General features: G+C 58.9%; 13 protein-coding genes. 4 read left to right on the forward strand and 9 right to left on the reverse strand.

All coding sequences use genetic code 11. From position 1 onward, the window contains the following. Nucleotides 1–96: 96 nt before the first annotated feature. Genes BTW08_RS02175 through BTW08_RS02185 form a run of 3 tightly spaced genes read right to left on the reverse strand, consistent with a single transcriptional unit; the run spans nt 97 to nt 3,165 of the window. Nucleotides 97–414: a DUF4387 domain-containing protein gene (locus BTW08_RS02175; protein ID WP_075560881.1), complete on the reverse strand. Its 318-nt coding sequence runs from the start codon at nt 412–414 to the stop codon at nt 97–99. A gap of 5 nt (nt 415–419) precedes the next feature. Then, nucleotides 420–1,781, reverse strand: a complete 1,362-nt coding sequence (locus tag BTW08_RS02180) for an acyclic terpene utilization AtuA family protein (protein WP_075560882.1) — start codon at nt 1,779–1,781, stop codon at nt 420–422. A 55-nt stretch (nt 1,782–1,836) separates the two neighbouring features. Next, nucleotides 1,837–3,165 (reverse strand): LLM class flavin-dependent oxidoreductase, encoded by a 1,329-nt coding sequence (locus BTW08_RS02185; RefSeq protein ID WP_075560883.1) that lies wholly within the window; start codon nt 3,163–3,165, stop codon nt 1,837–1,839. 239 nt (nt 3,166–3,404) lie between these two features. Between BTW08_RS02185 and BTW08_RS02190 the strand changes: the two genes are divergently transcribed. Further along, the gene (locus tag BTW08_RS02190) at nt 3,405–4,412 is read left to right on the forward strand and encodes a LacI family DNA-binding transcriptional regulator (protein WP_075560884.1); all 1,008 of its coding nucleotides are present in this window, start codon (nt 3,405–3,407) and stop codon (nt 4,410–4,412) included. Nucleotides 4,413–4,442: 30 nt separating this feature from the next. Here the strand turns inward: BTW08_RS02190 and BTW08_RS02195 are convergent, their stop codons facing one another. The 5 genes from BTW08_RS02195 to BTW08_RS02215 all read right to left on the reverse strand — a co-directional run bounded on the left by BTW08_RS02195 (nt 4,443) and on the right by BTW08_RS02215 (nt 9,772). Further along, entirely contained in the window at nt 4,443–5,720 is a 1,278-nt protein-coding gene (locus BTW08_RS02195) for a TRAP transporter large permease subunit (RefSeq protein ID WP_075560885.1), read from the reverse strand. Nucleotide 5,721: 1 nt separating this feature from the next. Next, nucleotides 5,722–6,261: a TRAP transporter small permease gene (locus BTW08_RS02200; RefSeq protein ID WP_075560886.1), complete on the reverse strand. Its 540-nt coding sequence runs from the start codon at nt 6,259–6,261 to the stop codon at nt 5,722–5,724. Nucleotides 6,262–6,351: 90 nt separating this feature from the next. Next, nucleotides 6,352–7,347 carry a TRAP transporter substrate-binding protein DctP gene (gene dctP / locus BTW08_RS02205; RefSeq protein ID WP_075560887.1) on the reverse strand — a complete coding sequence of 332 codons (996 nt, stop codon included), beginning with the start codon at nt 7,345–7,347 and terminating at the stop codon, nt 6,352–6,354. A 389-nt stretch (nt 7,348–7,736) separates the two neighbouring features. Further along, the gene (locus BTW08_RS02210) at nt 7,737–9,257 is read right to left on the reverse strand and encodes a YifB family Mg chelatase-like AAA ATPase (RefSeq protein WP_075560888.1); all 1,521 of its coding nucleotides are present in this window, start codon (nt 9,255–9,257) and stop codon (nt 7,737–7,739) included. Between the two features lie 188 nt (nt 9,258–9,445). Then, nucleotides 9,446–9,772 carry an accessory factor UbiK family protein gene (locus BTW08_RS02215; RefSeq protein WP_075560889.1) on the reverse strand — a complete coding sequence of 109 codons (327 nt, stop codon included), beginning with the start codon at nt 9,770–9,772 and terminating at the stop codon, nt 9,446–9,448. A 311-nt stretch (nt 9,773–10,083) separates the two neighbouring features. Between BTW08_RS02215 and BTW08_RS02220 the strand changes: the two genes are divergently transcribed. The 3 genes from BTW08_RS02220 to glnK all read left to right on the forward strand — a co-directional run bounded on the left by BTW08_RS02220 (nt 10,084) and on the right by glnK (nt 12,205). Continuing rightward, nucleotides 10,084–10,422 (forward strand): P-II family nitrogen regulator, encoded by a 339-nt coding sequence (locus tag BTW08_RS02220; RefSeq protein WP_075560890.1) that lies wholly within the window; start codon nt 10,084–10,086, stop codon nt 10,420–10,422. Between the two features lie 25 nt (nt 10,423–10,447). Further along, nucleotides 10,448–11,698: an ammonium transporter gene (locus BTW08_RS02225; protein ID WP_075560891.1), complete on the forward strand. Its 1,251-nt coding sequence runs from the start codon at nt 10,448–10,450 to the stop codon at nt 11,696–11,698. Nucleotides 11,699–11,866: 168 nt separating this feature from the next. Next, complete coding sequence (gene glnK / locus BTW08_RS02230; protein WP_035476361.1) at nt 11,867–12,205, forward strand: P-II family nitrogen regulator; 339 nt, start codon at nt 11,867–11,869, stop codon at nt 12,203–12,205. Nucleotides 12,206–12,451: 246 nt separating this feature from the next. Here the strand turns inward: glnK and BTW08_RS02235 are convergent, their stop codons facing one another. Then, nucleotides 12,452–13,228 carry a ferredoxin--NADP reductase gene (locus tag BTW08_RS02235; protein WP_075560892.1) on the reverse strand — a complete coding sequence of 259 codons (777 nt, stop codon included), beginning with the start codon at nt 13,226–13,228 and terminating at the stop codon, nt 12,452–12,454. Between the last annotated feature and the right edge of the window lie 64 nt (nt 13,229–13,292).

Here is a 13,292-nt window from a genome sequence, read left to right on the forward strand (position 1 = left end):
ATGACTTTTCCGGCCCGCCGACAATCTTCGGTCGCGGGACTGGAGCAGTAGTCGTTGTATCGCTGGGAGCGGAGTGCCCTCTTCAGGCGCTATCCACTACATCGAGATGGGTATATCGACATCGAGCAACGGAGCATGCTGCTGAGCCCCGTAGACGTCGGTATCGCCTAAATCTCCGGCGGGAATTGCGCGAGGTAGGGTCGCTTTAAACGCCGAAGCCGTATCGTAGGGCGTGAACAGCACGTCCTTCTCTTCGACTCCGTAGAGCCGAGAAAAAAGTGCAGCGCAAAGTACGCCAGTTTCCTTGACTCTGGCGTAGGTCTGCGGGTTCTCGAAAAGTACATCGATGGTGATGTAGAAAGGCCCGGCATTTTTGCTCTTGCAAATCTGTGCGATGTCCTTGATCAAAGCCATGACCGTTAAACCTCTTCGTAGTCGATAGGGAAAATGGAGCAGGGATCATCGAGCTCGACGGTGTGAAAAATACTGAAGCGATAACACTCACCCATCTCGATATCCGAAGGGCTAAATGGGAAGGCCATATTACCCTCCTTACACAATCGCCCATTGAAGTCGGCATGGAGCATCGACGTCCGCGCCATAGCGAGCACGGCGTTGGCTATCTCCTGTGTCTTACCGACGACTTCGACGACAAAGCCGAGTTCATGCGCGTCAAAGGTCTTCTTAGGCTCCCAGTCACCCATCACCCCGTTGCGGCCATAGCAGTGGACGATTAGCGAATAGTCCTCGCGGGAAACCCCGAAGGACTCGGCCTTATTCATAACTTTTTCGCGATGCACCGCCAGGTAGTCATCAATCTGGCTTATCAGCACCGGATCACGGGTTCCGCATAGGGTGATTGTCCGAAAGCCCATGCTCTCGACACCCTCAAGCTTGACGGTATAGCGTTCGGCATCCTGCCAAGCCATGCCATCGATCTTCACAGCGCGGTCGGTGACCGGCTCGAAATGGCAGCCACTGGTGTCGAGCAGGCCACCCGGCTCGGTGTGATGGATAGGGCTTGCATTCTCATGCAACGCGAAGTTGGAGACCGCCAGTGGCGTGGAGCGGCGAATCGGATTGGGCGGCTCACATACCACATGGTCGTCGCGAACCCGTAGGAAGATACAGTCTGGCTCCTTGGGAACCGTGGGTTCGGCACCGCACTCAAGCATCTTGCCGGCGTACCAGGAAGGCGCGGGATTCATGCCCGCGCGCATCGCTGGCGCGGCCCATTGGGCTGGGTCGCTGCTGCGACCGGCCAAAATGACCTGCGCGCCGTCGTCGAGCGCTTTCGCGAACGGCTCCGGGCCCATCATGGCGACAATTCGCTCAGCGCGATCGACGCGCGCGGCATCCAGCGCAGGCATTCGCGCCAAAGATCGCGTCAACCCGGCGTCGACCCAGCTCTTGACAGCCTCCTTAGACTGTTCGGCATGGATCAGCGCCATTTTAAAGGAGAGTTTCTCCTCGCCGGCAATCTCGCGGACCAGTGCGGCCATGTCCTTCAGGTGTGGCTCGCCTCCGGAGCCACCGGCGGTACCCACGATGCAGGGAATACCGGCCTTAATGGCCGCTTTCAGCATCAAGCGCAGGTCGCGCTTGACCGACATCCGTGAACAGAACGACTTGCCAGCGCCGAGATAGTATGGCCCAGGGTCGGTGCTGCCGCCGTCGCAGCCGATGACATGCGGCTCCCACGACATTCCGATTTCGAGCGACTCCTCGGCAAAGCCGTAGCCGAGGATGCCGCTCGTCGACAACATTCGAAACTCTTTCATGTCAGCCTCTCGTAACAAGGAGTGATAGATAACTGCATCGGTTCGTTCGTATCGCTCATGTCGAACGGCCGGGCACTTTCAGGCCAAGGCTGTCACGCAGCGTGGTCCCCGGGTAATCCTTGTGGTAGAGCCCGCGGCGCTGAAGTTCCGGGACAACCATGCGGGTGAAGTCCTCGAACGCCCCAGGCGTATGTGTAGCGGCGAGGACGAAACCATCGCAGGCACGCTGGGTGAACCAATGCTCCATCTGATCGGCCACTTCGGTGGGCGTACCGCAGAAGATCGGAAATTCGCCAATGGTCCCGCGTCCAGAGAAATACACGAAGTCGCGAACGGTCGGGTTGGCTTTGCCACTGAGCTCAACCACTCGCTCGCGGAATCCAGTCCATGAGAGTTTTTCCAGCTCCTCGTCGGTGAACTCGCTGTCCATCGGCTTACTGCTAAAATCGAAATTGAGCGCCTCGGATAACAGCACCAAGGCATCGATCGGCTTGGCTAATTCACGAATGTATTCACGCTTCTGTTCGGCAATCTCACGAGTTTCACCCACACAGACATAGCAGGCGGGACAGATCGTCACGTCGTCCGGGTTACGCCCCGCGGTTTCAACCTCCTGCTTGACCGCTGCGTACTGTTTTTTACCCACTTCGAGATTGGGATAGACGACGAAGATCAGATCACCCCACTTGCCTGCGAACTGACGCCCCCGACCGCTCTGGCCGGCCTGAATCAGGACCGGCTCGCCCTGAGGTGAACGTGGCACAGGTAACGGGCCGCGGGACGAGAAAAATTTCCCCTTGTGAGAGAGACGGTGAACCTTACTGCCGTCGGCGAATTTACCACTCTGCTTATCGACGACAAGCGCATCATCCTCCCAGCTGCGCCATAAGCCCTGCACGACTTCCAGGAATTCGTCGGCACGCTCGTAGCGCAGATCGTGGGACAAATGCTCGGTGCGCCCGAAGTTGGCCGCCTCGGAGTTATTCAGCGAGGTCACCACGTTCCACGCCGCGCGTCCTTTACTCATCAAGTCGAGCGTTGCAAAGAGGCGAGCAACATGAAATGGCTCGTAATAGGTTGTCGAGTAAGTGATGCCGAGCCCGATTCGACTCGTCGCCATGGCAATAGCCGATATGATCGACACGGGATCCATCTTGACGACGCGCACGCCGTTCTCGACAGCCTCACCATGGTCGTCCTGATAGATGTCAGGCATCGCAAGGCGGTCGTCAAAGAAAGCTAGATGAAACTTGCCTTCCTCCAGAACGCGACCGATGCGTTGAAAATATTCCGGCGTCAAAAAATCCGTGGCACTTGCCGGATGACGCCATGAACCTGGTGCAATGGAACAGTTCTGGGCTTGTAGGAAACCCACCATTTTCATCTGACGTTTCGTTTCCACCATGGGACTCGACCTCGCAATTCGAAAATTAACGCATACGTGCGCAAACGTGTGCATAACGAAACTGAGTCTATGGCTGAGCATTTCTCCGTACAAGCGCTTTCCTATTAGCAATAAGGCTAATACATGCGGCTTTAGGTGCCGCGAATTACCAAGGGCATAGGGTCAGCTCATCATTTACGTTAAGCTCGACCTGGTGACTCCACACAAAGTAGACGCTCATGACATCAGCCAACCGTCGCGCAACCATCGTCACACTCTCGCAAATGGCGGGGGTAGCCCCCTCCACAGTGACTCGGGCACTACGCGGCGACACGCGCATCTCCACGAAGACTCGGAAGCGCATTCTCGCGCTGGCGCAAGAGCAAGGGTACACTCCCAATGTTTTGGCTCGGACGCTCTCTTCGGGCAAGAGCGGTCTCTATGGGTTAGTACTTGGACCGTCGACGAATCCGTTTTATACCGAGCTGATGCATGAGGCGACACGGCAAGCCGAGGCATTAGGTTATCGTTTTCTGATTATTCACGCGGGCTCTGGACCGGTTGAACTGCGTACGACTGAAGCATTGTTGCATTACCAAGTCGATGGCTGCCTGGTATCGTCTGCAACACAAAGCTCAAGAGTCGCAGAGGTCTGTGAGAAGAACGCAGTCCCCCTCGTCATGGTTAATCGCGTGGCTCTACAACATGGGTGCGCCGTAACTTGCGACAATGCTTCTGGCGGTCGAGACCTGGCGCGATTGTTAATCGGCAAGGGGCGGAAAAAATTTGCCATTGTAACGACCTCTTCCTACAGTTCGACCGCTCAGGAACGTGAATCCGCTTTCACTGACGAACTAGCTCGCTCTGAACTCAAACTCAAGCATCGATACGATGGAAAGTCCCATTACGAAGGGGGTTACGAGGCCGGGGTGGAACTCGCCAAACTAACCAGCTCCCGTCGTCCGGATGCCGTGTTCGCGCTCAGTGACGTCATGGCCATGGGGCTACTTGACGCACTGCGGTTAAAGGGCGTGCTCGTACCCGATGATATGGCGGTAGTCGGCTTTGACGGCCTATCTACTTCTGCTCGTCCCATTTACGACCTCACGACTATCGAACAGCCATTGCCGATGATGATCGAGCGGGCTTTCGCCATGCTCGCCAGCCGCTTTCAAAACCCGCGACTCCCCGATGAAACGGTTAGTCTCAAAGGGGAGCTCATCATCCGAGGCTCAAGTGGCAATTAACCCGATTACTTCATGGTTCGAGCATGGAGCTCAGCCATAAAATGGAATATAGAGCACTATTTGTGGGAAGAAATAGATAATGAATACAGTCGCCAACATGATCGCCACATAAGGCAGGACCCCCCGCACCACGTCTTTTAATGGCGAGTTTGCCACTGACTGTATGACGAAAAGGTTCATACCGACGGGTGGCGTAATCAGCGCCAACTCGATCATCAAGACAAAGAAAACCCCGAACCAAACCGGATCAATGCCGTGCACGCTCAGCGAAGGCAATAGAATCGGTAGAACGATAAGGATCATCGCGATCCCCTCGAGAAACAGCCCCAGAACCAGCAGCACCATCATCACGATCAGGAAAAACATAAACGGCGTTGCCACGCTGGCGGCGATCCAGCTCGATACTTCATAGGGAATGCGGTAGAGCATAATGCCTTTGCCGAAAACATTGGCGCCGGCAATGATCAGCAACAGCTTCGAAGTCGTCAGACCCGCTTCTCCCACTGCCTCTCGCAACTCGCGCAGGGTGATGGTGCGCTTCAAAACCAGAACGTAAACCAGCGTCAGTACTAGCCCAACGGCTGCCGATTCGGTCGGAGTAAAGGCCCCAGCATAGATTCCGCCGATCATTACCAGCGCAATGGCGATGGTCGGCAGCGCCCGAGCCGAAGCGCGCAGTCGCGCCTCCAGCGACAGGCGCTGGGCTTCGACCATCGGCGCACCGCCTGTAAACGAGCGAAACACGCAGTAGAGCAGAAATAGCGTGATCAGCAACAACCCCGGCCCAATGCCAGCCAGAAACATGCTGGCGGTGGACTGCTCGGCCACTGCCGCGTAAACAATAAGCGGAATCGACGGTGGAATGAGAATACCGAGGGTAGCTCCGGCTGCCAGCGTACCCATGACAAAGCGTCGATCGTAGCCACGGCTGGTCATTTCGGGTATCGCCACTGTACCGATCATCGCCGCTACCGCGACCGACGAGCCCGAAATTGCTGCGAAGATGCCGCAGGAGACGATAGTTGCCACCGCGACCCCACCGCGAACGTGACCGAGCCAGCTCTGTACCGCGTCGAACAAATCCCGCGCCACTCCGGCCTTGAGCAGAATGTTAGAAGTCAGCAGAAATACCGGCACGGCCAGCAGGATGAAGCTATTGGTCGAGCCCAGGAACTCTTGGGGGATGCTCGCTAGCGGTACTCCGAGCGAGAGAATGAGCGCTATCCCCATAAGGGTTAGCGTGATGCCGACGGGAATGCCGATCAGCAGGAGGGCGAGAAGCCCACAGAGGATGACCAGGGTATCCATTTCAGTGTGTATCCCCGCTCATTTGAGGATCGGAGAGGCGTTCGCCGGTCATGCCGATCCATGCCATCTCGAGCAACGCCTGGACCGCAAGCAGTACAAAACCGATGACCAGAGACAAATGAAATATCCAGTAAGGCAACGAGAGTCCGGTTGCCGTGAACCGACCGACTTCAATCGACTGAAGCATCTGTACGAAGGCGAACCAGCCGACCAATGCACCGACACCCAACAACGCCAGTAATTGCAGAAAATCCAGCGCCAGCCCAACGCGACCACTCACACTGTTGCGTAATAGGGTGATCGCGATCATCTGACGCTGGTTGAGACATGGAGCCAGTAGCAAAAAGGTCGCCCAGACCATGCCGACGCGAGACATCTCCTCGACCCAGGCGGTAGGGTTCGAGAAAAAGTAGCGTGACACGACCTCGTAGGCCACGGCGATGCCAATCAAAAAGTAGATCCACGAGGCGGCCTCGCCTAAGCCACGCATGCATCGCCGCCAAGCGAGGAGGATGGTTTCAAAGCGGTTGCGGGACATCATTGTTCTCTCATTGCATTCACAATACGGACGCTCGCGGCCGATCAAGCAAAGCGCGCGAGCGTGCATAGGCGCAGGAGGTCAAGACCTGAATCATTGGATCTTTACAGCTTCTTCGAAGACCTTACGTGAAGCCTCATCACCGTTCTTATAAAAATTATCGGCTACAGATCGCGAAGCTTCCTGCCATTTGGCGCGCTGTTTGTCGTCAAGCTCGATCACGGTCATACGACCAGCAAGGTCCTTCTTGACTTGCTCGGTTTCCTCGACGATTTCCCTAGTGAGATCCGCCTCGAGATCTTGGCCGGCCTTCTTGAAGACCTCGCGCTGCCCGTCACTAAGCCCGTCCCAAACTTGCTGGTTCATCAGCGCGAAGTGGGTCTCGTACATATGGTTGAGCGCGGTGACGTAATCGGTAACTTCATAGAGCCGGCGATCAAGCACCGAGGGCCAGCCGGTCAGGCCGCCGTCGACGATACCGCGCTGCAGAGCTAGGAACTGTTCGCCACCGCTGGTCACTACTGCCGACCCGCCGACCGACTCGATAAAGTCACTGACCGTGGAACCAAAAGTGCGGATCTTCATACCTTTAATATCGTCGGGGACACGCACAGGCTGGTCGCGAGTAGCCAGAACGATCGAGCCATAGGGAATCCAAAAAGGCGCCACAAACCCTTTCTTGTGCATCTCGTTGTCGAGCAGATCACGAATCGGGCTACCCGGCGTTACTGACTTTTCGAGTTTTTCCGGTGTATCGAAGAAAAATGGCACCGCGAAGATGTTAAAAGCAGGAATAGTGCCGGCGAGAATAGACGCCGAGGCAACACCGATATCCACGGTGCCATTATTCACGGCCTGATCCATCTGCTGGTCGGTAACCAGCGACTGGGCCGGATAGACCTGGAACTCGATATCTCCGTGAGTACGCTTCGTTACTTCATCGGCGAAGCGCTGGACGCTCCGGGTCAGGTAGTGCTCGGCAGGAACACTGGTTGCGATCCGGATCGTCTTCTCGGCGGCCATACCGGGCTGTGACAAGGTCAGAAGCGCTGGGGCGAGTAAACCCATAATCAATTTACGCATCATCATTCGCTCTCCATTGTGTTGAGGTGCGCGTGAACAACAGCTGTTGTAATGACCAGAAGTGCGCAAACGGTTGCACGTCCGCCGTTAGTAAAAGTCGTGCGCCGTGATGAGGTCAATAAGCGCTTCGTATAATGCGCATCCTCACAGAGGTAGAAACGCCCGAATGGGAAGTTCAAGATACAATCATCAAGAACCAATCCAGCTGGCCATAACCGATTTTCTCCGCCAGCTGCGAATTGCCGACCCGCTCTCCACCACTCAGATCGGTTAGGAGTAGCGCTACTCGCCGGCACGCGATGATAAGCGTGCGCGGAAGGATTGAGTCGATCTAGGATGACTGGCAACGCTTGCCGCGGTGCCGAGAGCCGAGAGCTGATCGACGTTTTCTGACGTCAGGCGCGCATGGGGTCGCTGGCGTTCAGCATCCGATCGAGCTGGCGATAGCCGATCGCTTCCATCAGCTGCGCCTTGCCGACCCGCGCCTCACCGCTCAGATCGGCCAGAGTCAGCGCCACTCGCAGCACGCGGTGATAGGCGCGCGCCGAGAGATTGAGCCGGTCCAGCACGCTGGCGAACCATTGGCGCTCGTCCGTCGATAACGCACACGCCGCCTCCAGCTCGGGCCCCGGCAGGCGGGCGTTGAGCCAGCCTCGCGCCTGCTGGCGCCGGCGGGCGGCCAGCACCCGTTCCAGCACACTGGCGGATGACTCCCCCGGCGTCTGGTCGGTCAACTGGGTGGCGGGTAGCGCCGGCACCTCGACCTGAAGATCGATGCGATCCAGCAGCGGCCCGGACAGCCGCGACTGATAGCGCTGGATCTGCGCGGCGCTGCAGTGGCAACGCTTGCGCGGGTCGCCGAGGTGCCCGCAGGGGCAGGGGTTCATGGCGGCGACGAGCTGGAAGCGGGCCGGAAAGCGGCGCTGATGATTGGCCCGGGAGACCAGAATCTGCGCCGACTCCATCGGCTCCCTCAGCACCTCCAGCACGTGGCGGTCGAACTCGGGGAGTTCATCCAGAAACAGCACGCCCTGGTGCGCCAGCGATATCTCGCCGGGGCGCGGGCGCGAACCCCCGCCCACCAGCGCCACGCTGCTCGACGTATGATGCGGGTTGCGGAACGGCCGCTGGCCCCAACGCTCCAGAATCGGCAGCCCGCAGACCGAGCGCACGGCCGCGACTTCGAGCGATTCGTCTTGGGTCAGCGGTGGCAGGATACCGGCCAGACGGCTCGCCAGCATGGTCTTGCCGGTGCCAGGCGGCCCCGCCAGCAGCAGGTTGTGACCGCCGGCGGCGGCGACTTCCAGTGCCCGGCGCGCCTGGTGCTGGCCTTTGACATCCGCCATGTCCGGCGGTGCCACGCGCGACTGGTGGGGCGCCTCAAATTGGTGCACCGGGAGTTTTTCCCGACCCAGCAGATGCCCCACCACCTGCAGGATATGCCCCGCCGCGAACACCTCGACGCCATCGGCCAGCGCCGCCTCGTCGGCATTGGCTAGCGGAACGATCAGCCCCCGCCCGGCCCGGCGCGCCGCCAAGGCCGTGGGCAGTACGCCCGTGACCGGGCGCAGCGAGCCATCCAGGGCCAGTTCGCCGACGATTTCGAGGGTCGCTGCAGATTCCACCGGCACCTGGCCGGACGCCATCAGGATGCCCAGGGCGATCGGCAGATCGAAACGCCCGCCGTCCTTGGGAAGATCGGCGGGCGCCAGATTGAGCGTGATGCGACGTGAGGGAAATTCAAAACCCGCGTTGATGAGCGCGCTGCGTACCCGCTCGCGACTCTCCTTGACCGCGGCATCCGGAAGCCCGACCAGCGTCAGCCCCGGTAGACCGTTGCTGAGGTGAACCTCGATCAAGACTTCCGGCGCCTCGAGTCCGAGGCTGGCGCGAGCGCGCACGATGGCAAGGGTCATGTCGTCTCCCAGGTCGGCACCTGGGCGGTCGCCGCAGGCCAAAGAGTCGCCGGGCGGCGCCTCCTCAACCAACACAACTACATATTGTTACGTGTTTTCGCAACCTTTGGTGACCATTGTCGGCCCCGGTAAGCGGTTTCCCGATTGTCCGTCATCCAGCGATGACACATCTTCGTGACCGCGCTCGATCAGGGCTTCTTGCCGTGAGCACTGCCATCCACGTCGTCCGCGGGCGGGGTTACCGGCTCTACCCTGGGCTGCGCCGCCTGCTCGCTCTTCAGAGTATTTTCCAGTGCCGCGACCTGCTCTTCCAGCGCTTCGACACGCTCACGCGTGCGCTGCAGCACCTCCATCATGATATCGAAGTCCTCTCGCGAAACGATCTCCATGCGCTCGATCGCCCCGCGGAGTACGCCCTGCATGTTGCGCTGGATATCTCCCGGCGCCTGGGACGCGCCGTGGAGTTTGTCGCCCAGCTGCTTGGTCAGACGTTCGAATCGATCCTGTGCCGACATGACGTTATCTCCTTGAGGGTCGGATGCCTTGATGGCTTGCCGTTCAGCATACGCAAAGTTGTGCCGTAACGCCTGCGCTCGACCGCCCGGATCCGGCTGCTCACGAAAGGTGCGGCCTCGAAAGAGACGTGCATTATTTTGGTGCAATTCAGAGTTGCACGATCGGTAGCGGTAACACGAAAAGCCATAAAAATAACGATAGATAGCTGATTTATATATCTTAAAACTCAGCTGGCACGCTTCATGCGTATACCCCAAGGGCGCAAGCCGACTCGACTACGGGCCGACTCGACTATGGGAGAGGTAAAGGGATGAAACTCATCACCGCCATTATTAAACCCTTCAAGCTCGACGATGTGCGTGAAGCATTGGCCGATAACGGCGTGCAGGGCATCACCGTCACAGAAGTGAAAGGGTTTGGTCGCCAGAAAGGCCATACCGAGCTTTATCGCGGCGCGGAATACGTCGTCGATTTCCTGCCGAAGGTGAAGGTCGAGGTTGCCGTCGACGACGAGCGCGTCGATGGCGTGCTGGACTCGATTCGCAATGCGGCCAACAGCGGCAAGATCGGCGACGGCAAGCTGTTCGTCACGCCACTCGAAGATGTGATCCGGATTCGAACCGGGGAACGCGGGGCCGACGCCGTTTGACGGCGCGGAACGAGGAGACAAAAGAATGAATGATCAAGTGGTTCAACTTTCCTACGCACTCGACACCTTCTACTTTCTGGTGACGGGCGCTCTGGTGATGTGGATGGCGGCCGGTTTCGCCATGCTCGAGGCGGGGCTGGTCCGTGCCAAGAACACCACCGAGATCCTGACCAAGAACGTGGTTCTCTACGCCATTGCCTGCACCATGTATCTGCTGGTCGGCTATCACATCATGTACTCGAGCGAGAGCGGCGGCTTCTTCCCCAACCTGGGTTTCCTGATCGGTGCGGAACACAGCGTCGACGACGTGATGTCCAGCGGCGGCGATGTCTACTACTCCGCTCGCTCCGACTTCTTCTTCCAGGTCGTGTTCGTTGCTACTGCCATGTCGATTGTCTCCGGCGCCGTTGCCGAGCGCATGAAGCTGTGGGCGTTCATGCTCTTCGCCGTCGTCATGACCGGCTTCATCTATCCGGTTCAGGGCTACTGGAAATGGGGCGGTGGGTTCCTCGACGCAGCCGGTTTCCAGGACTTCGCCGGTTCCGGTGTCGTCCACCTGTGTGGCGCGACAGCCGCCTTCGCCGGGGTTCTGCTGCTGGGCGCACGCAAGGGCAAGTACGGCAAGAACGGCGCCATCTACGCGATCCCGGGCTCCAATCTGCCGCTGGCGACGCTGGGCACGTTCATCCTGTGGCTGGGCTGGTTCGGTTTCAACGGTGGCTCGGAACTGATGGTCTCCAATGTCGGTGAAGCCAATGCCGTCGCCCAGGTCTTCGTCAATACCAATGCGGCCGCTGCCGGTGGCGTCATCGCCGCGATCATCCTGGCCAAGCTGTGGTTCCGCAAGGCCGACCTGACCATGGCGCTGAACGGCGCGCTGGCTGGCCTCGTGGCCATCACTGCCGAGCCGCTGGCTCCCACCGCCCTTGGCGCGACACTGATCGGCGCCGTCGGCGGCCTGCTGGTGGTCGTCGCCATCGTGACGCTGGACAAGGTCAAGGTCGACGATCCGGTCGGCGCGATCTCGGTTCACGGCGTGGTCGGCATCTGGGGCCTGATCGCGGTGCCCTTCTCCAACGGTGATGCGACGTTCGCTGCGCAGCTGCTGGGAATCGTGACCATCTTCGCCTGGACCTTCATTGCCAGCCTGATCGTGTGGGGCATCATCAAGGCAGTGATGGGTATCCGAGTCTCCGAAGAAGAAGAATATGAAGGCGTCGATATCGCGGAATGCGGTATGGAAGCCTATCCTGAATTCAACGTCGGCAAGAAGTGAGCCGACACACCGAGTGAGCTGGCGTGCTCCCCTGGCCCCCTTCGGGGGGCCTTTTTTAATTCCCGCGATCGGCGGTGTATGCTTAAACTAACAGTCGTATGGCATCCGTAAGGCCACTCCAAGACTTGAGCGCACATCATCCGCCTATCGCATGCGAGGAGAACTTCCATGAAACTGGTTACCGCCATCATCAAACCGTTCAAGCTGGACGACGTGCGTGAGTCTCTATCCGAGATCGGCGTGCAGGGCGTCACCGTGACCGAGGTCAAGGGTTTCGGTCGTCAGAAGGGCCACACCGAGCTCTACCGCGGTGCCGAATACGTGGTCGACTTCCTTCCCAAGATCAAGCTCGAGGTCGCCGTCGACGACTCCATGAGCGACCAGGTGATCGACGCGATCACCAAGGTGGCCAACACCGGCAAGATCGGCGACGGCAAGATCTTCGTCTCGCCGCTGGAGCAGGTCATCCGTATTCGTACCGGCGAGACCGGCAAGGACGCCGTTTAAAGCCGCGAGCCGCAAAATGTTGCTCTTGAACGAAAAGATGCCAGCGACGATATCGTCGCTGGCATCTTTCGTTCGGAACTCGAAACCGATTTTTGATTTTGCTCGGAGCCCATAGCTCGGAGCCCGTAGCTCGGAGCCCGTAGCTCGTAGCTCGTAGCTCGTAGCTCGTAGCTCGTAGCTCGTAGCTCGTAGCTCGTAGCTCGTAGCTCGTAGCTCGTAGCTCGTGACTAGGGTTACTTCTCGACCTTACTTTTCAACAAAGGCGCGCTCGATGACGTAGTCACCCGGCTCGCCCATCCGCGGCGAAATGGCGAAGCCCAGCTCGTCGAGCAGGCCGCTGGTCTCCTCGAGCATCGCCGGGCTGCCGCAGATCATCGCCCGATCCTGTTTCGGGTCCAGCGGCGGCAGGCCGGTGTCCTCGAACAGTTTGCCACTGCGAATGTGATCGGTCAGACGCCCCATGGTGTGGAACTCCTCGCGCGTCACCGTCGGGTAGTAGACCAGCTTCTCGCGGATCTCGTCGCCCAGGTACTCGTGCGCCGGCAGCTCCCTGGAGATGAAGTCGGCGTAGGCCAGCTCGCTGACCGAGCGTACGCCGTGAATCAGCACGACCTTCTCGTAGCGCTCGTAGACTTCAGGATCCTGGATCAGACTCATGAAGGGTGCCAGACCCGTGCCGGTGGAGAGCATGTACAGGTTGCGGCCCGGCAGCAGATCGTCACAGACCAGCGTACCCGTCGGCTTGCGGCTGACCATGATCTGGTCGCCGACCTTCAGGTGCTGCAGACGCGATGTCAGCGGGCCGTCCTGCACCTTGATGCTGAAGAACTCGAGATGATCTTCGTAATTGGGGCTGGCGACCGAGTAGGCGCGCACCAGCGGCTTGCTGTCCACTTCCAGGCCGATCATGACGAACTGCCCGTTCTTGAAACGCAGGCTGCGCTCGCGTGTGGTGCGGAAACTGAACAGCGTGTCGTTCCAGTGATGAACGCTCAACACCTCTTCCAACGCAAACTTGCTCATGATCGGGTCCTTGCGATAACGACGAACGATAATAGCGAAAAGGCATAACCGAGATGCCGAGTAG

Source organism: Salinicola sp. MH3R3-1 (assembly GCF_001937155.1).
Lineage (GTDB): Bacteria > Pseudomonadota > Gammaproteobacteria > Pseudomonadales > Halomonadaceae > Salinicola > Salinicola halophyticus.

Bases quoted from the DNA above. Each gene is read 5' to 3' on its own strand.
- BTW08_RS02220 (WP_075560890.1), top strand. From the start codon at position 10,084: ATGAAACTCATCACCGCCATTATTAAACCCTTCAAGCTCGACGATGTG.
- BTW08_RS02175 (WP_075560881.1), bottom strand. From the start codon at position 414: ATGGCTTTGATCAAGGACATCGCACAGATTTGCAAGAGCAAAAATGCC.
- BTW08_RS02195 (WP_075560885.1), bottom strand. From the start codon at position 5,720: ATGGATACCCTGGTCATCCTCTGTGGGCTTCTCGCCCTCCTGCTGATC.
- BTW08_RS02180 (WP_075560882.1), bottom strand. From the start codon at position 1,781: ATGAAAGAGTTTCGAATGTTGTCGACGAGCGGCATCCTCGGCTACGGC.
- BTW08_RS02215 (WP_075560889.1), bottom strand. From the start codon at position 9,772: ATGTCGGCACAGGATCGATTCGAACGTCTGACCAAGCAGCTGGGCGAC.
- dctP (WP_075560887.1), bottom strand. From the start codon at position 7,347: ATGATGATGCGTAAATTGATTATGGGTTTACTCGCCCCAGCGCTTCTG.
- BTW08_RS02225 (WP_075560891.1), top strand. From the start codon at position 10,448: ATGAATGATCAAGTGGTTCAACTTTCCTACGCACTCGACACCTTCTAC.
- BTW08_RS02200 (WP_075560886.1), bottom strand. From the start codon at position 6,261: ATGATGTCCCGCAACCGCTTTGAAACCATCCTCCTCGCTTGGCGGCGA.
- BTW08_RS02190 (WP_075560884.1), top strand. From the start codon at position 3,405: ATGACATCAGCCAACCGTCGCGCAACCATCGTCACACTCTCGCAAATG.
- BTW08_RS02210 (WP_075560888.1), bottom strand. From the start codon at position 9,257: ATGACCCTTGCCATCGTGCGCGCTCGCGCCAGCCTCGGACTCGAGGCG.
- BTW08_RS02235 (WP_075560892.1), bottom strand. From the start codon at position 13,228: ATGAGCAAGTTTGCGTTGGAAGAGGTGTTGAGCGTTCATCACTGGAAC.
- glnK (WP_035476361.1), top strand. From the start codon at position 11,867: ATGAAACTGGTTACCGCCATCATCAAACCGTTCAAGCTGGACGACGTG.
- BTW08_RS02185 (WP_075560883.1), bottom strand. From the start codon at position 3,165: ATGAAAATGGTGGGTTTCCTACAAGCCCAGAACTGTTCCATTGCACCA.